Raw genomic sequence first — 20,262 nt, forward strand, 5'->3', positions numbered from 1 at the left:
GGATAATCTGAACAGAGGTGTGATATGATGTTCTCAGTATTAAAGTGTAATTATTTTATGGTAAGTGTGGTGAGGGTGCTTGATCTTTGTTTTTGATGTAGGGAATTCGAATATGATGATGGGTGTTTATCAACGAGATGAGTTAAAGTATCATTGGCGAATAGAGACTGATCGTCATAAGACAGAGGACGAATATGCAATGATTGTGAAATCGTTGTTTGAGCATGAGCAATTATCTTTTGCTGATATAGATGGTATTATTATTTCCTCCGTTGTTCCTCCGATTATGTTTGCTTTGGAGCGAATGTGTGAAAAATACTTTCATATCAAACCATTAATTGTGGGTCCAGGGGTCAAAACAGGTTTGAATATTAAGTATGATAATCCAAAAGAAGTGGGAGCCGACAGAATTGTTAATGCGGTGGCAGGTATTCATGAATATGGCGGTCCGCTCGTAATTGTTGATTTTGGCACAGCAACTACGTATTGTTATATTAATGAGCATAAACAGTATATGGGTGGTGCGATTGCACCTGGTATTGGTATCTCTACTGAAGCGCTTTACTCTAGGGCAGCGAAATTACCGCGAATAGAGATTGTCAGGCCTGATGGGATTATTGGAAAGAATACCGTCTCAGCTATGCAATCAGGCATTCTCTTTGGCTATGTTGGCCAAGTAGAGGGGATTGTAAGTAGGATGAAGTTACAAGCAAAAGAGGAACCGCTTGTTATAGGTACAGGTGGGTTGGCCTCATTGATCGCAAAAGAATCAAAGGTTATAGATATTATTGATCCATTTTTAACTTTAAAAGGTTTACAGCTTATTTATAAACGGAATATGGACACGATAAAAAAGTAGAATAACGTCTGTATTCGTTATGGAAGGAGTATTAAAATGAGTGATTATTTAGTAAAAGCTTTAGCTTATGAAGGACAAGTGAGGGCATTTGCCGTTCGTTCAACAGAAACAGTAGGAGAAGCGCAAAGAAGGCATCATACATGGCCAGTTGCTTCAGCAGCACTCGGGAGAGCAATGTCCGCTGGTGTAATGATGGGGGCGATGGTAAAGGGAGAAGACAAAATCACTATTAAAATCGAAGGTAATGGCCCACTTGGCCCACTCCTGGTTGATAGTAATGCAAAAGGGGAAGTGCGTGGTTATGTGACTCATCCTCAAGTGCATTTTGAATCCAATGCACAAGGCAAACTTGATGTCCGTCGTGGGGTTGGAACAGAAGGTACTTTGACAGTGGTAAAAGACATTGGAATGAGAGAAAACTTTTCTGGACAAGTACCGATTGTATCAGGAGAGCTAGGGGAAGATTTTACTTACTACTTTGTCACATCTGAACAAACACCTTCATCCGTTGGTGTGGGTGTATTAGTCAATGATGACAATAGTATATTAGCTGCAGGTGGTTTTATTATCCAGTTAATGCCTGGAACCGATGAAGAAACAATTGCAGCAATTGAAGAGAGGCTATCACATATTGAACCTGTTTCAACAATGATTGAAAAGGGGCTAACACCAGAAGAAATCTTACAAAGTGTTCTTGGTAAAGATCAAGTGAATTTCTTAGAAAAGATGGATGTTAGTTTTACTTGTACATGTTCAAAAGAACGGTTTGGGAATGCGATTATTAGTTTAGGAAAAGAGGAAATTGCAGATATGATAGAGAAAGAAGGTAGTGCAGAGGCACAATGTCATTTCTGTAATGAAGCTTATCACTATAATAAAGAAGAACTTGAAGCATTTAAACAAGAAGCAAAATAAATGTGAGGGCTTGGGCGTATCTTGATTCTTAAGAACAATAGGGAATAGAAGGTGCGCCTAAGCCTTTTTTTATACAGAAATATATGAAAAGTAGTAGGGGGAGGAGCTTTGAAAAGACAACATTTATGGTTAATCATATTAATACTCATTGTGATTAACTTTATGAGCGTTGCTTATTTTCTTGGGAAGGGCGAACCGAGTCAATCTGAAGTTGTGGCACAGATTGGAAAAGATGAAATTACAAGGCAAGATTGGTTAAATGAAATGGAGGGTCGCTACGGGAAAGAAGTGTTAGACGAAATGATTGATGGGAAGGTCATCGAGGCTGCTGGAGATAAATACGATGTTGAAATAGATAAAGAAGAAATTGACCGTGAAATCAAAATGTTAAAATCAGCGTATGGCACGTCTGCCGCTGCTTTATCAATCAATGAAGAACAATGGAGAAAGCAAATTAAAGATAGTTTAATGCTTGAGGAGCTTTTAACAAAAGAAGTCAGTATTTCTGAGGAAAAACTGCAACAATACTTCGAAGATAACCAAGCTCAATATGAAATTAAGGATACATATCATCTATCACAAATTGTACTGGCAAATAAAGAAGAAGCAGAACAAACAGTGAAAGAATTAGACAATGGCTCAAGCTTTACAGCTATGGCATTGGAAAAATCAACAGATACTTTAACAGCTGCCCAGGGTGGCGACCTTGGTTATGTGACAGTTGATGACGAAAATTATGAAACCATCATTAAAGCGGCGCAAGATTTAAAAGCTGGAGAATGGTCTGACCCAGTAAAGACCGATGAGGGGTATGCTATAGTTCTGTTACAAGAGTTTGTTGAGGGAGAAACCTATTCCTTTAAGGATGTTAAATCCCAAATACGGAGACAAATGGCTTTAGAACAAATGGATCTTCCTGTTTCTACTGAACCTTTTAAGGATGAAGTGGACATTGAAACTTTTTATGATGGTGCATTGTAGTTTTTTGTTATTTATAGGTATCATATAGCATAAGCTAACATAAATTGTTCAGGTATAAAGTTTTAAATTTTCTAATAATTAAAGGGCTTTATGCCTGCATATTCGTTGACAATTGGTTGTGTGATTGATAAATTAAAATAAAACCAATAATAATACTCGGAATAAGGAGTGGAGAAGATGGTACGTATTGCAAATTCAATTACTGAACTCATCGGACAAACACCAATAGTGAAGCTTAATCGTATTGTAGAAGATGGAAGTGCGGATATTTATTTGAAGTTGGAGTATATGAATCCTGGAAGCAGTGTAAAAGATCGTATTGCCAATGCAATGATAGAAGCCGCAGAAAAAAGTGGTGATTTAAAAGAAGGCGACACAATTATTGAACCAACTAGTGGGAATACCGGTATTGGTCTGGCTATGGTTGCTGCAGCAAAAGGGTATCAAACGATTTTAGTGATGCCTGAGACCATGAGTATGGAGAGAAGAAATCTTCTTCGTGCATATGGAGCAGAATTAGTGTTAACGCCAGGACCAGATGGTATGGGTGGAGCAATAAGAAAAGCGCAAGAATTGGCGAAAGAGCATGGATACTTCATGCCGCAACAATTCGAAAACTTATCAAATCCTGAAGTACATCGTGAGACAACAGGAAAAGAGATTGTTGAGCAAATGGGCGATCAATTAGATGCATTTATTGCTGGTATTGGTACAGGTGGCACGATTACAGGTGCTGGTCAAGTACTGAAGGAAAAATACAAGGATATTAAGATTTATGCAGTTGAGCCTGCTGATTCTCCTGTTCTTTCAGGTGGAAAGCCTGGACCGCATAAAATTCAAGGTATTGGCGCAGGATTTGTACCTGAGATATTAGATACAAAGGTATATGATGAAATTATCGCTGTTGCCAATGAAGATGCGTTTGCTCAAGCCCGTCGAGCGGCTAAAGAGGAAGGGATTCTAGGTGGTATCTCTTCAGGTGCAGCTATTCACGCGGCTTTAAAGGTAGCCAAAGAGCTTGGAGAAGGCAAAAAAGTATTGGCGATTATTCCAAGTAATGGAGAACGTTACTTAAGTACACCACTTTATCAATTTGATTAAAACGATAAAGAAAACGGCAGTGATGAGCACTGCTGTTTTTTTATTCAAAAATGAAGGCTGGCGCCATCGTACTTGGTGACTAGCCTTCTTTTTTGATTAACAATTATTACAATGAGAAAATGACTAGTAATTTGTAAGCATTTCGGTATGATGAGTATGAGGTGAGATTCAATGAAAAAGATGATACATACAAAAAAGTTAAGCTATTCGAAGGAATGGTTTTTTCCATTATACAAAAAGATAGCTAAGGACTATGATATACATATTTTATTAGAGAGCGGTAGAAGTGGCCGTTATAGTATGGCTGGCTTTTGTCCAGTCGTAGAGTTTACGGGGAAAGATAATAAGTTATACATAAAAACAAGTGAAGGGGTGCAAGTGGCACATGGCAACCCATTACATGAAATGAAAAAGTGGTTAAAGCAATATGAAATCGAAGAGCCTTTAGGGAGTTTACCAGATTTTCATGGAGGTGTATTGGGATTTGTAAGTTATGATTACGGACGTTATATTGAAAACCTACCAGACATGACTGAAGATGATTTGGAAATGCCTGATACGCACTTCTTCTTATTTGAAGAATGGTTCGTTTTTGATCATGATACAGAAGAATTATGGTTGATATTTGCCCATGATAAAGAAGAGGGTGTCACCTCGAGGGAAACAGCATGGGTGAATCGTTGGACAGAGGAAGTGGAACAAGGAGAGGTACAATTAGCTGGAGAAAAGGAACCTACTTTAAAAGACGTTTCCATCAGTGAAGAAACGTTTGTTCAAGCAGTGGAAAAAGTACAATCATATATTGCGAGTGGTGATGTGTTCCAAGTCAACCTTTCTGTAAGAGGAAGCCAAAAGTTGAACGTTCCTCCCATCGAAGTGTACAGTCAATTACGTGAACTGAATCCATCTCCTTATATGGGTTATTTAAATACCCCTGATTACCAGCTTGTCAGTGGTTCGCCAGAATTATTAGTAAAGAAAAAAGGCGATGAAGTGAGTACAAGGCCAATTGCGGGTACTCGTTCACGTGGTAAGGATGAAAGAGAGGATCTTAAATTAGCCAATGAATTGATTGAAAATGAAAAGGAACGGGCTGAGCATGTCATGCTTGTTGATTTAGAACGGAATGACTTAGGACGTGTGTGCCAATATGGAACGGTTGAAGTTAATGAGTTTATGGTGATTGAAAAATACTCCCACGTCATGCATATTGTGTCGAATGTAAGGGGGCAAATAGCTAACGGTAGAGATGGGTACGATTTAATCGATGCCTCATTTCCAGGCGGCACAATCACAGGTGCACCGAAAATTAGAACGATGGAAATAATTGATGAGTTAGAACCAGTAAGAAGAGGTATTTATACAGGGTCGCTTGGTTGGATCGGCTTTAATGGTGATTTAGAGTTGAATATTATGATTCGAACAATGCTAGTCAAAGAGGAAGTGGCATATGTACAAGCAGGAGCGGGGATCGTTATTGATTCTGAAGCGCATTTAGAATATAAAGAATCGTTAAAGAAGGCCAAGGCGTTATGGCGTGCAAAGGAGTTAGCTGAAGAGAAGGGGGATTGGAAAAAGTGATATTAATGATTGATAACTTTGATTCTTTTACGTTTAATTTGGTGCAATATTTAGGGGAATTAGGTGCAGATGTGTTAATTAAGCGTAATGATGAAATCACAATCGCTGATATAGAAGCACTTTCCCCCTCGTGCTTAATGATTTCACCAGGACCCTGTAGTCCGGATGAAGCGGGTATTAGCTTAGCGGCGATAGAAGCTTTTGCTGGGAAACTCCCTATCTTCGGTGTATGTTTAGGGCATCAATCAATTGCACAAGTATTTGGAGGCAAGGTTGTGCGAGCAGATAGATTGATGCATGGGAAAACTTCACCCGTTTTTCATAACCAACAAACGATCTATAGGGGAATTGAAGTGCCGTTTTTAGCTACACGCTATCATTCTTTAATTGTGGAGAGAGAGACCCTTCCAGATTGCTTCGAAGTCTCTTCGTGGACGGAGGAAGGTGAAATTATGGGTATTAAACATCGCCTTTTACCAATAGAAGGAGTGCAGTTTCACCCTGAATCCATTATGACTTCAGCAGGAAAAGGTTTGCTCTTAAACTTCCTTAATCAGCATGACCTCATTCAACAAGGGGGCAAACACTTTGTATATTAGTGTCAATGGCAAGCTGGTGCGAAAAGAAGAAGCGAGTATTTCTCCATTTGATCATGGGTATTTATATGGTTTAGGCTTATTTGAAACCTTTCGTATATACAATGGACATCCGTTTTTATTGGATGACCATTTAGCGCGGTTGAAACAAGGGTTAGATGCTGTATGTATTCGTAGTCCATTTAATGGGCGAGAAGAGTTACAATTTCGTTTAGCTGAATTATTAGAAATGAATCAGTTAAGAAATGCTAGAATAAGAGTAAATGTTTCTGCGGGAATAGGTGAAGTAGGTTTAAGGGCTGACCATTATATAGAACCTACCGTTATTATTTTTGCCAATGAATTACCTGAAGCCCCCCTACCGGTTGAAAAAAACGGAAAAATCCTTTCAATTAGAAGAAATACACCAGAAGGGGTTGAACGTTTAAAATCACACCACTTTTTAAACAATATTTTAGCCAAACAGGAATTAGGTGCAGATAATACGTTAGAGGGAATTTTTTTAACAAAGGAAGGTTTTTTGGCTGAAGGCATTTCTTCTAATGTTTTTTGGACTAAAGGAAATGTGTTATACACACCAGCGATTGATACAGGTATTTTAAACGGTATTACGAGGCAATTTATTATAAAGATAGCTAAAAAGTTAAGGTTGGAGATTGAAGAAGGTGTGTTCCACCGTGCTGAAATCGTTGATGCAGATGAGATATTTATTACCAACTCTATTCAGGAAATTGTTCCGCTTAAAACAATGGAAGGTCGAAAGCTCCCTGGTCTAAATGGACCGATAGTAACCTTGTTGCAGGGGGTATACAAACAACAAAGAGAGAATTTATGGAGTAGAGATTCATTTTAGGAGGAATAGCATGACAAACAGTGTATTACATTGTGGTTCTTATACCTTAGATTATAGTAGGAAGACATTAATTATGGGCATACTTAATATCACGCCTGATTCTTTCTCTGATGGTGGTAAATACAACCAATTAGAGAATGTGGTAAAGAGAGCGAAGGAATTAGTGGAGGCTGGAGCAGATATTATCGATATTGGTGGCGAATCTACGAGGCCAGGATATGAAGAGATTTCTGTTGAGGAAGAAATTGCACGAGTTGTTCCCGCGATAGAAGCGATTGTAAAGGAAGTTCGAATTCCTCTTTCTATTGATACTTATAAAGCAGAAGTGGCGAAGCACGCCCTAGAAGCAGGTGCGCACATTATTAATGATATATGGGGTGCGAAGAGAGATAAAGAAATGGCATCATTAGCCGCTGAAAAAGATGTCCCCATTATCTTAATGCATAATAGAGATAATGAAAAATATGGTTCATTCTTTAGAGATTGTATGAATGACTTATATGAAAGTATCGCAATTGTTAAGGCAGCGGGGGTTAGGGATGACAATATCATCTTAGATCCAGGTATAGGATTTGCGAAAAGCCATGAAGATAACATAGAAATGATGCGTCATCTTGATCAGCTTGTGGCGTTTGGTTATCCAGTATTGCTAGGTACATCAAAGAAACGAATGATAGCCAATGTGCTTAACCTACCTGTTGATGACAGAATGGAAGGGACAGGGGCGACAGTCTGTTATGGTATTCAAAAGGGCTGTCAGATTATGCGTGTACATGATGTAAAGGAAATGAGCCGTATGGCTAAAATGATGGATGCGCTTATTGGGAAGGATGTTAATCTTGGATAAAATCTATTTAAATCGCATGGCGTTTTATGGATATCACGGGGTATTTACTGAAGAGAATCGCCTAGGACAACGTTTTTATGTAGATTTAACAATTGAGTTAGATTTAAGTGAAGCGGGGAAAAGTGATGATTTAAATCACACGATAAATTATGCAGATCTATATGAGTTGTGTAAGACAATAGTAGAGGGCAAACCATTCAAGTTAGTAGAGGCATTAACAGAGAAAATTGCCTCAGAAGCATTAGCCACCTTTAAACAAATATCTCAAATAACTGTAAAAGTAGTGAAGCCGGATCCCCCTATTCCGGGTCATTATGATTCTGTAGCGATAGAAATGACAAGGAGTAGGAAATAGTGACAAATATAGCTTTTATCGGCTTGGGCTCAAATATGCCAGATCGAGAAGTAAACTTATATGAAGCAATAAGTGAGCTAGCAAAGAGTAAAGATATAGAAATAGTAAATTATTCCTCCATATATGAGACGGACCCTGTTGGATTTGAAGACCAAGCTCAATTTTTGAACATGGTTATACAAGTTAGCACGACATTATCTTCTTCGCAACTATTAAAAGCTTTATTAAGAGTTGAGCAAGATCTTGGTAGAAAAAGGGTTATTCGTTGGGGGCCAAGAAATATAGACCTTGACATTTTACTGTATAATCAAGAAAATATTGAGACAGAGACGTTAATCGTTCCACACCCACGTATGCATGAGAGAGCTTTCGTGCTCATTCCACTTCTAGAGATTCAACCAACCATTTGCTTACCGGATGAGGAACAGCCTTTACATGAGAAATTAGAGGCGATCCCAGACAAAAAAGGAGTTCGGATATGGAAGCGGAAAAATGGGGGAGACGTATTCGCGCTTTTCGAAAGCTCAAAGGATACACCCAAGAAGGTTTTGCGAAAAAGTTAGGTATATCAGTTTCTATTATTGGTGAGATTGAAAGAGGTAATCGTATGCCTACGGAACAATTACTAGAAAAAATTACAACATTACTACATGTGACAATGGAGGATTTAGCTCCACCTGAAGAGCAGGAAATTCATAAATAGAAGGAGGTCTCTCGGATATGTTTCAAATTGGTGATGTTAACATCAAGAACCGAGTGGTCCTTGCACCGATGGCTGGTGTGTGTAACTCTGCATTCCGATTAACAGTAAAAGAATTCGGAGCAGGACTTGTATGTGCCGAAATGGTGAGCGATAAGGGCATTATTTTAAAAAATGAAAGAACAATGAATATGCTGTATATAGATGAGCGTGAAAAGCCGTTAAGTCTACAAATTTTCGGTGGGGAAAAAGAAACCTTGGTTGAGGCAGCGAAATTTGTTGACCAAAATACCAATGCAGATATTATCGATATTAATATGGGATGCCCTGTGCCGAAAATCACCAAATGTGATGCGGGTGCCAAATGGCTTTTAGACCCAAATAAAATCTACGAAATGGTTTCAGCGGTTGTGTCGGAGGTAGAAAAGCCCGTAACAGTCAAAATGCGTATGGGTTGGGATGAAGACCATATATACGCCGTGGAAAACGCCCAAGCAGTAGAACGTGCTGGAGGTAAAGCGGTCTCGTTGCACGGTCGTACGAGAGTGCAAATGTATGAAGGTACAGCTAACTGGGACATCATTCGAGAAGTAAAACAAAACATTCAAATCCCGTTAATCGGTAATGGAGATGTACAGACTCCCCAAGATGCCCAAAGAATGTTAGATGAAACAGGTGTCGATGGGGTGATGATTGGACGCGCAGCTTTAGGGAACCCGTGGATGATCTATCGGACTGTCAAATATCTAGAAACTGGAGAGCTCATGGGAGAACCGTCCGTTCGTGAGAAAATGGATGTCTGTACATTGCATATGGATCGATTGATTGAACTGAAAAATGAACATATTGCTGTGCGGGAAATGCGTAAACATGCGGCTTGGTATTTAAAAGGAATCAAAGGAAATGCAAAAGCTCGTGCAGCTATTAATGAATGTAATACTAGAGAAGATGTTGTAAACGTCCTTTCTGAGTTAGTAGTGGAAATGGAAGAAAAAGAAAGACAAGCTTCAAAAGCAGTCTAATTAACTACAACTAGTGGCAACTAGCGTTTAATAGCGGGTTTGACATCATTTTTATATTTAACTATAATATTTCTGTGAAACAATGAACGACTGCCAGTCACTTGCTGGCAGTTTTTATTCTATTTCTTTACTTAATAGATGTCTGTCGTTGTTGTATTGTGTACAATAATAGAGATATAAAATACTAAATCTTCGTAAACCGCCCTTAGGCGTCTACATAAAAGATTTAAGATGGAGATGGTATCTGTGAGTCAAAATCATGAAGAATTAAATGACCAATTAGTGGTTAGACGTGAAAAGATGAACAGTCTTCGTGAACAAGGCGTAGATCCTTTCGGAAAAAGATTTGATCGCACACATCAATCACAGCAATTGGTTGAGGAATACTCTCAATTTGAAAAAGAAGAATTAGAGGAAAAAGAAATTCCTGTAACCATTGCAGGTAGAATTATGACAAAACGCGGTAAAGGTAAAGCGGGTTTTGCTCATATTCAAGATTTATCTGGACAAATCCAATTATACGTTCGTAAGGATGCTGTTGGTGAAGAAGCATATGAAGTTTTTACATCTGCTGATTTAGGTGATATTGTCGGTGTTTCGGGTGTTCTTTTCAAAACAAAAGTAGGGGAACTTTCTGTTAAAGCAAAACAATTTGAATTATTAACAAAAGCCCTACGTCCTTTACCTGATAAATTCCATGGTTTAAAAGATGTGGAGCAAAGATATCGCCAGCGTTACCTAGATTTGATTATGAGCGAAGAAAGTAAACATACCTTCATTACTCGTAGTCGTATTATACAATCTATGAGACGTTATCTAGATGATCAAGGTTATCTTGAAGTAGAAACACCAATGATGCATGCTATTGCTGGTGGGGCTTCAGCAAAACCTTTTATTACACATCATAATGCGTTGGATATGGAATTATATATGCGTATTGCCATTGAACTACACTTAAAACGCCTGATTGTTGGTGGGATGGAGAAAGTGTATGAAATCGGCCGTGTATTCCGTAATGAGGGAGTGTCTACAAGACATAATCCTGAGTTTACGATGATTGAACTATATGAGGCTTATGCTGATTATCGTGATATTATGAGTTTGACAGAGAACCTTATTGCGCATATTGCAGAAGAAGTTCTAGGTTCAACGACTGTTCAGTATGGTGAATACGAAATTAATCTGAAACCAGAGTGGAAAAGACTTCATATGGTAGATGCGGTTAAAGAATATACTGGTGTAGACTTCTGGAAAGAAACATCAGTTGATGAAGCGCGTGCGCTTGCAAAAGAGCATGGTGTGGAAATTACCGAGCATATGCAATATGGTCACATCGTCAATGAATTCTTTGAACAAAAAGTAGAAGAGAAGCTGATTCAACCTACCTTTATTTTCGGACACCCGGTAGAAATCTCTCCACTTGCGAAAAAGAATGAAAACGATCCACGTTTTACTGACCGTTTTGAGTTATTTATAGTCGCTAGAGAACACGCTAATGCATTCACGGAACTTAATGATCCAATTGATCAAAAAGAACGCTTTGAAGCGCAGTTAAAAGAGCGTGAGCAAGGAAACGATGAAGCACATATGATGGATAACGACTTTATTGAGGCGTTAGAATACGGAATGCCGCCAACTGGTGGACTAGGTATTGGTGTGGACCGTTTAGTTATGTTACTAACAAACGCAGCTTCTATTAGAGATGTGTTATTGTTCCCGCATATGCGTCAAAAATAAATATTAATGGATGAAAAAAGCCAGTAGAAGTTTACAAAAGTAAACTTCTATTGGCTTTAATTGTATTTAAACAAATGAAGCGGTGTACTATGATTAGTAAAAATTGATAATTTATTAGAAGCTATACTATTTTAAATTAGTTAGTTTTTTAGTTATGTTACTTTAAACTTTACTGCTTCACTTTGACTATTTGCTAATTGCCATGGGTTTATTAATTGTGTTCCTTGCTTTCAATTGAATTGTTAGAGAAGGAGAGTGATCCATATAGGAAAAGGTAAAGGTGGGTGCATCAGTATTAAATCCATTATCAAACAATTGATATTCAAGTCTTTTTTTCACTATACGTAGAGCTGGCAACCGTTTGTTCTAATGAAAACGAAGCTAATAAGGTAGAAAAGCAATTTATTAATCACTTTGGTCAGGCTGTCGTTCGTTCTAGAAATAGGTGGTTTTTGACGCAGCAGTGTTAAGAGGAAAAACAGAAAGGTTTAAGTGCTATTTGTTGTTTGCGTTTCTGCTTGGATGTAGATTATGTGACGAGTAAAGGTACAAAGGTATATTTTCCTGTAAGTATTCAATTTAGAAGATAAAAGAAAAGCTGTTTAATGATAAAGATTCTACTTGTTTAATTAAAGTAATAGTACAATAGAAAAAACTTATTAAAAGATTAGTTGGGAAGTTGAAATTACAGATTTGAAGTTTGTTTTCAAAAAAAAGAAGTTTCTTAATAAAAACTTTAAAAATTATATTGCAAACACTTTTTAATCGTGATATAGTAGTTTTTGTTCCCAAGAGAGAGCAAGTTTACTCAACTAATCATCAAAAATTATTTTAAAAAAATAGTTGACATGGTGTTGGTGGGATGATAAGATTATAAAGTCGCTTCTGAAGCGAACGAGATTGTTCTTTGAAAACTGAACGAACGTAAAACGTCAAGCGTAATTCTAAAAAAGCTGATTTATCAGCAACAAAGCACCATAGGTGCAAATGAGCTAATCAAACACTTTATTGGAGAGTTTGATCCTGGCTCAGGACGAACGCTGGCGGCGTGCCTAATACATGCAAGTCGAGCGAATCTGAGGGAGCTTGCTCCCAAAGATTAGCGGCGGACGGGTGAGTAACACGTGGGCAACCTGCCTGTAAGACTGGGATAACTCCGGGAAACCGGGGCTAATACCGGATAATATCTATTTATACATATAATTAGATTGAAAGATGGTTCTGCTATCACTTACAGATGGGCCCGCGGCGCATTAGCTAGTTGGTGAGGTAACGGCTCACCAAGGCGACGATGCGTAGCCGACCTGAGAGGGTGATCGGCCACACTGGGACTGAGACACGGCCCAGACTCCTACGGGAGGCAGCAGTAGGGAATCTTCCGCAATGGACGAAAGTCTGACGGAGCAACGCCGCGTGAGTGATGAAGGTTTTCGGATCGTAAAACTCTGTTGTTAGGGAAGAACAAGTATCGGAGTAACTGCCGGTACCTTGACGGTACCTAACCAGAAAGCCACGGCTAACTACGTGCCAGCAGCCGCGGTAATACGTAGGTGGCAAGCGTTGTCCGGAATTATTGGGCGTAAAGCGCGCGCAGGCGGTTCCTTAAGTCTGATGTGAAAGCCCACGGCTCAACCGTGGAGGGTCATTGGAAACTGGGGAACTTGAGTGCAGAAGAGGAAAGTGGAATTCCAAGTGTAGCGGTGAAATGCGTAGAGATTTGGAGGAACACCAGTGGCGAAGGCGACTTTCTGGTCTGTAACTGACGCTGAGGCGCGAAAGCGTGGGGAGCAAACAGGATTAGATACCCTGGTAGTCCACGCCGTAAACGATGAGTGCTAAGTGTTAGAGGGTTTCCGCCCTTTAGTGCTGCAGCAAACGCATTAAGCACTCCGCCTGGGGAGTACGACCGCAAGGTTGAAACTCAAAGGAATTGACGGGGGCCCGCACAAGCGGTGGAGCATGTGGTTTAATTCGAAGCAACGCGAAGAACCTTACCAGGTCTTGACATCCTCTGACAATCCTAGAGATAGGACTTTCCCCTTCGGGGGACAGAGTGACAGGTGGTGCATGGTTGTCGTCAGCTCGTGTCGTGAGATGTTGGGTTAAGTCCCGCAACGAGCGCAACCCTTGATCTTAGTTGCCAGCATTTAGTTGGGCACTCTAAGGTGACTGCCGGTGACAAACCGGAGGAAGGTGGGGATGACGTCAAATCATCATGCCCCTTATGACCTGGGCTACACACGTGCTACAATGGATGGTACAAAGGGCTGCAAGACCGCGAGGTTTAGCCAATCCCATAAAACCATTCTCAGTTCGGATTGTAGGCTGCAACTCGCCTACATGAAGCCGGAATCGCTAGTAATCGCGGATCAGCATGCCGCGGTGAATACGTTCCCGGGCCTTGTACACACCGCCCGTCACACCACGAGAGTTTGTAACACCCGAAGTCGGTGGGGTAACCTTTTGGAGCCAGCCGCCTAAGGTGGGACAGATGATTGGGGTGAAGTCGTAACAAGGTAGCCGTATCGGAAGGTGCGGCTGGATCACCTCCTTTCTAAGGAATATACGGAATTGACTTGATGTTAGACTGTTCGTTCAGTTTTGAGAGTATAATCTCTCATTTCAATCGTTCTTTGAAAACTAGATAATGTAATGAAGAAGATTACCGAGTAATCGCCACCTTAGTTATTTTTTCTCTCTCTATATATTATAGATTGATTTAAGATACTAAACTTTTTTTAATAAACACAACCGAGAGGGTTGTGAGAAGCAAGCAGTTCAAGGAAGCGAGCGAGGAAACACCGGAGTGTGCGTCTTGTGCACATGAGGATGTTGACGAGTGAGCTGACGCCGAAATGCGTAGCTTATCGCAAGCCGAACAATGGTTAAGTTAATAAGGGCGCACGGTGAATGCCTTGGCACTAGGAGCCGATGAAGGACGGGACTAACACCGATATGCTTCGGGGAGCTGTAAGTAAGCTTTGATCCGGAGATTTCCGAATGGGGAAACCCCCTATCCGTTATGGGATAGGATCCATACCTGAATACATAGGGTATGGAAGGCAGACCCGGGGAACTGAAACATCTAAGTACCCGGAGGAAGAGAAAGCAAACGCGATTCCCTGAGTAGCGGCGAGCGAAACGGGATTAGCCCAAACCAAGAGGCTTGCCTCTTGGGGTTGTAGGACATTCTATACGGAGTTACAAAGGAACGAGATAGACGAAGAGGTCTGGAAAGGCCCGCCATAGGAGGTAAAAGCCCTGTAGTTGAAACTTCGTTCCCTCCAGAGTGGATCCTGAGTACGGCGGGACACGAGAAATCCCGTCGGAAGCAGGGAGGACCATCTCCCAAGGCTAAATACTCCCTAGTGACCGATAGTGAACCAGTACCGTGAGGGAAAGGTGAAAAGCACCCCGGAAGGGGAGTGAAAGAGATCCTGAAACCGTGTGCCTACAAGTAGTTAGAGCCCGTTAATGGGTGATAGCGTGCCTTTTGTAGAATGAACCGGCGAGTTACGATTACATGCGAGGTTAAGTTGGACAGACGGAGCCGTAGCGAAAGCGAGTCTGAATAGGGCGAATGAGTATGTGGTCGTAGACCCGAAACCAGGTGATCTACCCATGTCCAGGGTGAAGTCCAGGTAACACTGGATGGAGGCCCGAACCCACGTACGTTGAAAAGTGCGGGGATGAGGTGTGGGTAGCGGAGAAATTCCAATCGAACTTGGAGATAGCTGGTTCTCTCCGAAATAGCTTTAGGGCTAGCCTCATGCGTAAGAATCTTGGAGGTAGAGCACTGTTTGGACTAGGGGCCCTCATCGGGTTACCGAATTCAGACAAACTCCGAATGCCAAAGATTTATCCATGGGAGTCAGACTGCGAGTGATAAGATCCGTAGTCAAGAGGGAAACAGCCCAGACCACCAGCTAAGGTCCCAAAGTATACGTTAAGTGGAAAAGGATGTGGAGTTGCTTAGACAACCAGGATGTTGGCTTAGAAGCAGCCACCATTTAAAGAGTGCGTAATAGCTCACTGGTCGAGTGACTCCGCGCCGAAAATGTACCGGGGCTAAACGTATCACCGAAGCTGTGGATTGAACATCGTTGATGTTCAGTGGTAGGAGAGCGTTCTAAGGGCGTTGAAGCTAGACCGTAAGGACTGGTGGAGCGCTTAGAAGTGAGAATGCCGGTATGAGTAGCGAAAGATGGGTGAGAATCCCATCCACCGAATGCCTAAGGTTTCCTGAGGAAGGCTCGTCCGCTCAGGGTTAGTCGGGACCTAAGCCGAGGCTGAAAAGCGTAGGCGATGGACAACAGGTTGATATTCCTGTACCACCGTATTCTGTTTGAGTGATGGGGGGACGCAGGAGGATAGGGTAAGCGCACTATTGGATGTGCGTCTAAGCAGTTAGAGGGACCATGAGGCAAATCCCATGGTCATATACCTTGAGCTGTGATAGCGAGGGAAATTTAGTACCGAAGTTCTTGATTCCACACTGCCAAGAAAAGCCTCTAGCGAGGAATAAGGTGCCCGTACCGCAAACCGACACAGGTAGGCGAGGAGAGAATCCTAAGGTGAGCGAGAGAACTCTCGTTAAGGAACTCGGCAAAATGACCCCGTAACTTCGGGAGAAGGGGTGCTCATTAGGGTGTTAAAGCCTTGATGAGCCGCAGTGAATAGGCCCAGGCGACTGTTTAGCAAAAACACAGGTCTCTGCGAAGCCGCAAGGCGAAGTATAGGGGCTGACGCCTGCCCGGTGCTGGAAGGTTAAGAGGAGAGGTTAGCTCACGCGAAGCTTTGAATCGAAGCCCCAGTAAACGGCGGCCGTAACTATAACGGTCCTAAGGTAGCGAAATTCCTTGTCGGGTAAGTTCCGACCCGCACGAAAGGCGTAACGATCTGGGCACTGTCTCAACGAGAGACTCGGTGAAATTATAGTACCTGTGAAGATGCAGGTTACCCGCGACAGGACGGAAAGACCCCGTGGAGCTTTACTGTAGCCTGATATTGAATTTTGGTACAGCTTGTACAGGATAGGTAGGAGCCTTAGAAGCCGGAGCGCTAGCTTCGGTGGAGGCGTCGGTGGGATACTACCCTGGCTGTATTGAAATTCTAACCCACATCCCTTATCGGGATGGGAGACAGTGTCAGGTGGGCAGTTTGACTGGGGCGGTCGCCTCCTAAAGAGTAACGGAGGCGCCCAAAGGTTCCCTCAGAATGGTTGGAAATCATTCGTAGAGTGTAAAGGCACAAGGGAGCTTGACTGCGAGACCTACAAGTCGAGCAGGGACGAAAGTCGGGCTTAGTGATCCGGTGGTTCCGCATGGAAGGGCCATCGCTCAACGGATAAAAGCTACCCCGGGGATAACAGGCTTATCTCCCCCAAGAGTCCACATCGACGGGGAGGTTTGGCACCTCGATGTCGGCTCATCGCATCCTGGGGCTGTAGTCGGTCCCAAGGGTTGGGCTGTTCGCCCATTAAAGCGGTACGCGAGCTGGGTTCAGAACGTCGTGAGACAGTTCGGTCCCTATCCGTCGTGGGCGCAGGAAATTTGAGAGGAGCTGTCCTTAGTACGAGAGGACCGGGATGGACGCACCGCTGGTGTACCAGTTGTCTTGCCAAAGGCATCGCTGGGTAGCTATGTGCGGAAGGGATAAGTGCTGAAAGCATCTAAGCATGAAGCCCCCCTCGAGATGAGATTTCCCATAGCGCAAGCTAGTAAGATCCCTGAAAGATGATCAGGTTGATAGGTTAGAGGTGGAAGTGTGGCGACACATGTAGCTGACTAATACTAATCGATCGAGGACTTAACCAATTCGAAATGCGGAGGCGCCTTGCCCAGGTGCGACAAGCATAAGACGAATTTGACAGGAGGTTGTTCTTTAACCTCATGACAAATTTGGCTTATGACCTCGAGCACCTAGGCGCCGCAGCTAGACAGCACTACGTAAGTAGTCGCGTCAGCAACGCATAGGCGATTACTCAATAAATATCTTCTTCAACATTACCTAGTTTTGAGGGAACGATTCCCTTACAATTTCATAGTCCGGTGGCGATAGCGAGAAGGTCACACCCGTTCCCATACCGAACACGGAAGTTAAGCTTCTCAGCGCCGATGGTAGTTAGGGGCTGTCCCCTTGTGAGAGTAGGACGTTGCCGGGCATACATATTGGAGGATTAGCTCAGCTGGGAGAGCATCTGCCTTACAAGCAGAGGGTCGGCGGTTCGATCCCGTCATCCTCCACCATTTTTTTGTGTTTATTTGCCGGCCTAGCTCAATTGGTAGAGCAACTGACTTGTAATCAGTAGGTTGGGGGTTCAAGTCCTCTGGCCGGCACCACTTGTACGAGCCATTAGCTCAGTTGGTAGAGCATCTGACTTTTAATCAGAGGGTCGAAGGTTCGAGTCCTTCATGGCTCACCATTTATATATGCGGGTGTGGCGGAATTGGCAGACGCACCAGACTTAGGATCTGGCGCCGCAAGGCGTGGGGGTTCGACTCCCTTCACCCGCACCATTTTTATTTTGAATATTTGCGGAAGTAGTTCAGTGGTAGAACATCACCTTGCCAAGGTGAGGGTCGCGGGTTCGAATCCCGTCTTCCGCTCCAATAAGTGCCGGGGTGGCGGAACTGGCAGACGCACAGGACTTAAAATCCTGCGGTAGGTGACTACCGTACCGGTTCGATTCCGGTCCTCGGCACCACTTATTGATGCGCCCGTAGCTCAATTGGATAGAGCGTTTGACTACGGATCAAAAGGTTAGGGGTTCGACTCCTCTCGGGCGCGCCATAAACGGGAAGTAGCTCAGCTTGGTAGAGCACTTGGTTTGGGACCAAGGGGTCGCAGGTTCGAATCCTGTCTTCCCGACCATTTTTATTACTCTTTTTGGGGCCTTAGCTCAGCTGGGAGAGCGCCTGCTTTGCACGCAGGAGGTCAGCGGTTCGATCCCGCTAGGCTCCACCAAAAACATTTTAAAAAAGTTATTGACATAACAAGTTAAGATGTTGTATGATTATAAAGTCGCTTCTGAAGCGAATGAGATTGTTCTTTGAAAACTGAACGAACGTAAAACGTCAAGCGTAATTCTAAAAAAGCTGATTTATCAGCAACAAAGCACCATAGGTGCAAATGAGCTAATCAAACACTTTATTGGAGAGTTTGATCCTGGCTCAGGACGAACGCTGGCGGCGTGCCTAATACATGCAAGTCGAGCGAATCTGAGGGAGCTTGCTCCCAAAGATTAGCGGCGGACGGGTGAGTAACACGTGGGCAACCTGCCTGTAAGACTGGGATAACTCCGGGAAACCGGGGCTAATACCGGATAATATCTATTTATACATATAATTAGATTGAAAGATGGTTCTGCTATCACTTACAGATGGGCCCGCGGCGCATTAGCTAGTTGGTGAGGTAACGGCTCACCAAGGCGACGATGCGTAGCCGACCTGAGAGGGTGATCGGCCACACTGGGACTGAGACACGGCCCAGACTCCTACGGGAGGCAGCAGTAGGGAATCTTCCGCAATGGACGAAAGTCTGACGGAGCAACGCCGCGTGAGTGATGAAGGTTTTCGGATCGTAAAACTCTGTTGTTAGGGAAGAACAAGTATCGGAGTAACTGCCGGTACCTTGACGGTACCTAACCAGAAAGCCACGGCTAACTACGTGCCAGCAGCCGCGGTAATACGTAGGTGGCAAGCGTTGTCCGGAATTATTGGGCGTAAAGCGCGCGCAGGCGGTTCCTTAAGTCTGATGTGAAAGCCCACGGCTCAACCGTGGAGGGTCATTGGAAACTGGGGAACTTGAGTGCAGAAGAGGAAAGTGGAATTCCAAGTGTAGCGGTGAAATGCGTAGAGATTTGGAGGAACACCAGTGGCGAAGGCGACTTTCTGGTCTGTAACTGACGCTGAGGCGCGAAAGCGTGGGGAGCAAACAGGATTAGATACCCTGGTAGTCCACGCCGTAAACGATGAGTGCTAAGTGTTAGAGGGTTTCCGCCCTTTAGTGCTGCAGCAAACGCATTAAGCACTCCGCCTGGGGAGTACGACCGCAAGGTTGAAACTCAAAGGAATTGACGGGGGCCCGCACAAGCGGTGGAGCATGTGGTTTAATTCGAAGCAACGCGAAGAACCTTACCAGGTCTTGACATCCTCTGACAATCCTAGAGATAGGACTTTCCCCTTCGGGGGACAGAGTGACAGGTGGTGCATGGTTGTCGTCAGCTCGTGTCGTGAGATGTTGGGTTAAGTCCCGCAACGAGCGCAACCCTTGATCTTAGTTGCCAGCATTTAGTTGGGCACTCTAAGGTGACTGCCGGTGACAAACCGGAGGAAGGTGGGGATGACGTCAAATCATCATGCCCCTTATGACCTGGGCTACACACGTGCTACAATGGATGGTACAAAGGGCTGCAAGACCGCGAGGTTTAGCCAATCCCATAAAACCATTCTCAGTTCGGATTGTAGGCTGCAACTCGCCTACATGAAGCCGGAATCGCTAGTAATCGCGGATCAGCATGCCGCGGTGAATACGTTCCCGGGCCTTGTACACACCGCCCGTCACACCACGAGAGTTTGTAACACCCGAAGTCGGTGGGGTAACCTTTTGGAGCCAGCCGCCTAAGGTGGGACAGATGATTGGGGTGAAGTCGTAACAAGGTAGCCGTATCGGAAGGTGCGGCTGGATCACCTCCTTTCTAAGGAATATACGGAA

General features: G+C 43.2%; 13 protein-coding genes, 9 tRNA genes and 4 rRNA genes. All 26 read left to right on the forward strand.

What is annotated here, in order from left to right; translation table 11 throughout:
* Positions 1-79: 79 nt before the first annotated feature.
* The 26 genes from MKX83_RS00390 to MKX83_RS00515 all read left to right on the forward strand — a co-directional run bounded on the left by MKX83_RS00390 (position 80) and on the right by MKX83_RS00515 (position 20,245).
* Positions 80-859, forward strand: coding sequence for a type III pantothenate kinase (locus tag MKX83_RS00390; RefSeq protein ID WP_322910613.1), 780 nt, complete (start codon positions 80-82; stop codon positions 857-859).
* A gap of 36 nt (positions 860-895) precedes the next feature.
* Positions 896-1,774: an Hsp33 family molecular chaperone HslO gene (hslO, locus tag MKX83_RS00395; RefSeq protein ID WP_095371265.1), complete on the forward strand. Its 879-nt coding sequence runs from the start codon at positions 896-898 to the stop codon at positions 1,772-1,774.
* Positions 1,775-1,882: 108 nt separating this feature from the next.
* A complete protein-coding gene (locus tag MKX83_RS00400) occupies positions 1,883-2,755 on the forward strand; it encodes a peptidyl-prolyl cis-trans isomerase (RefSeq protein WP_341053537.1) in 873 nt (290 codons plus the stop codon).
* Between the two features lie 177 nt (positions 2,756-2,932).
* Positions 2,933-3,856, forward strand: coding sequence for a cysteine synthase A (cysK, locus tag MKX83_RS00405; RefSeq protein WP_095371263.1), 924 nt, complete (start codon positions 2,933-2,935; stop codon positions 3,854-3,856).
* Positions 3,857-4,027: 171 nt separating this feature from the next.
* Positions 4,028-5,437: an anthranilate synthase component I family protein gene (locus tag MKX83_RS00410; protein WP_341053541.1), complete on the forward strand. Its 1,410-nt coding sequence runs from the start codon at positions 4,028-4,030 to the stop codon at positions 5,435-5,437.
* A complete protein-coding gene (gene pabA, locus MKX83_RS00415; protein WP_307319474.1) occupies positions 5,434-6,036 on the forward strand; it encodes an aminodeoxychorismate/anthranilate synthase component II in 603 nt (200 codons plus the stop codon). The genes MKX83_RS00410 and pabA overlap by 4 nt, the downstream gene beginning before the upstream one ends.
* A complete protein-coding gene (pabC, locus tag MKX83_RS00420) occupies positions 6,026-6,886 on the forward strand; it encodes an aminodeoxychorismate lyase (protein ID WP_341053544.1) in 861 nt (286 codons plus the stop codon). Before pabA ends, pabC begins: the two co-directional genes overlap by 11 nt.
* 10 nt (positions 6,887-6,896) lie before the next feature.
* On the forward strand, positions 6,897-7,733 hold the full coding sequence (gene folP, locus MKX83_RS00425) for a dihydropteroate synthase (protein ID WP_341053546.1): 837 nt from the start codon (positions 6,897-6,899) through the stop codon (positions 7,731-7,733).
* On the forward strand, positions 7,726-8,088 hold the full coding sequence (gene folB, locus MKX83_RS00430; protein ID WP_095371258.1) for a dihydroneopterin aldolase: 363 nt from the start codon (positions 7,726-7,728) through the stop codon (positions 8,086-8,088). The genes folP and folB overlap by 8 nt, the downstream gene beginning before the upstream one ends.
* Positions 8,088-8,651, forward strand: a complete 564-nt coding sequence (folK, locus tag MKX83_RS00435) for a 2-amino-4-hydroxy-6-hydroxymethyldihydropteridine diphosphokinase (protein WP_095371257.1) — start codon at positions 8,088-8,090, stop codon at positions 8,649-8,651. Before folB ends, folK begins: the two co-directional genes overlap by 1 nt.
* On the forward strand, positions 8,567-8,791 hold the full coding sequence (locus MKX83_RS00440; RefSeq protein ID WP_095371256.1) for a helix-turn-helix domain-containing protein: 225 nt from the start codon (positions 8,567-8,569) through the stop codon (positions 8,789-8,791). The genes folK and MKX83_RS00440 overlap by 85 nt, the downstream gene beginning before the upstream one ends.
* A gap of 17 nt (positions 8,792-8,808) precedes the next feature.
* On the forward strand, positions 8,809-9,810 hold the full coding sequence (gene dusB / locus MKX83_RS00445; RefSeq protein WP_340977143.1) for a tRNA dihydrouridine synthase DusB: 1,002 nt from the start codon (positions 8,809-8,811) through the stop codon (positions 9,808-9,810).
* 237 nt (positions 9,811-10,047) lie between these two features.
* A complete protein-coding gene (lysS, locus tag MKX83_RS00450) occupies positions 10,048-11,547 on the forward strand; it encodes a lysine--tRNA ligase (protein WP_328200258.1) in 1,500 nt (499 codons plus the stop codon).
* A gap of 1,005 nt (positions 11,548-12,552) precedes the next feature.
* A 16S ribosomal RNA gene (locus tag MKX83_RS00455) occupies positions 12,553-14,101 on the forward strand.
* A gap of 329 nt (positions 14,102-14,430) precedes the next feature.
* Positions 14,431-17,363: ribosomal RNA gene (locus MKX83_RS00460) — 23S ribosomal RNA — on the forward strand.
* Between the two features lie 230 nt (positions 17,364-17,593).
* Positions 17,594-17,710: ribosomal RNA gene (gene rrf / locus MKX83_RS00465) — 5S ribosomal RNA — on the forward strand.
* Between the two features lie 9 nt (positions 17,711-17,719).
* Positions 17,720-17,795, forward strand: a tRNA-Val gene (locus MKX83_RS00470).
* Between the two features lie 17 nt (positions 17,796-17,812).
* A tRNA-Thr gene (locus MKX83_RS00475) sits at positions 17,813-17,888 on the forward strand.
* 7 nt (positions 17,889-17,895) lie between these two features.
* Positions 17,896-17,971, forward strand: a tRNA-Lys gene (locus tag MKX83_RS00480).
* 9 nt (positions 17,972-17,980) lie between these two features.
* Positions 17,981-18,065: transfer RNA gene (locus MKX83_RS00485), tRNA-Leu, on the forward strand.
* A gap of 18 nt (positions 18,066-18,083) precedes the next feature.
* A tRNA-Gly gene (locus MKX83_RS00490) sits at positions 18,084-18,158 on the forward strand.
* A gap of 6 nt (positions 18,159-18,164) precedes the next feature.
* Positions 18,165-18,253 (forward strand) — tRNA-Leu (locus MKX83_RS00495).
* Positions 18,254-18,262: 9 nt separating this feature from the next.
* A tRNA-Arg gene (locus MKX83_RS00500) sits at positions 18,263-18,339 on the forward strand.
* A gap of 4 nt (positions 18,340-18,343) precedes the next feature.
* Positions 18,344-18,420, forward strand: a tRNA-Pro gene (locus tag MKX83_RS00505).
* Between the two features lie 17 nt (positions 18,421-18,437).
* Positions 18,438-18,513: transfer RNA gene (locus tag MKX83_RS00510), tRNA-Ala, on the forward strand.
* A 183-nt stretch (positions 18,514-18,696) separates the two neighbouring features.
* Positions 18,697-20,245 (forward strand): 16S ribosomal RNA (locus tag MKX83_RS00515).
* The 16S, 23S and 5S rRNA genes sit together here with 9 tRNA genes alongside, the layout of an rRNA operon.
* Positions 20,246-20,262: the final 17 nt, after the last annotated feature.

Origin of the sequence: Cytobacillus sp. FSL M8-0252 (genome assembly GCF_038007345.1) — a bacterium.
GTDB lineage: Bacteria > Bacillota > Bacilli > Bacillales > Cytobacillaceae > Cytobacillus > Cytobacillus kochii.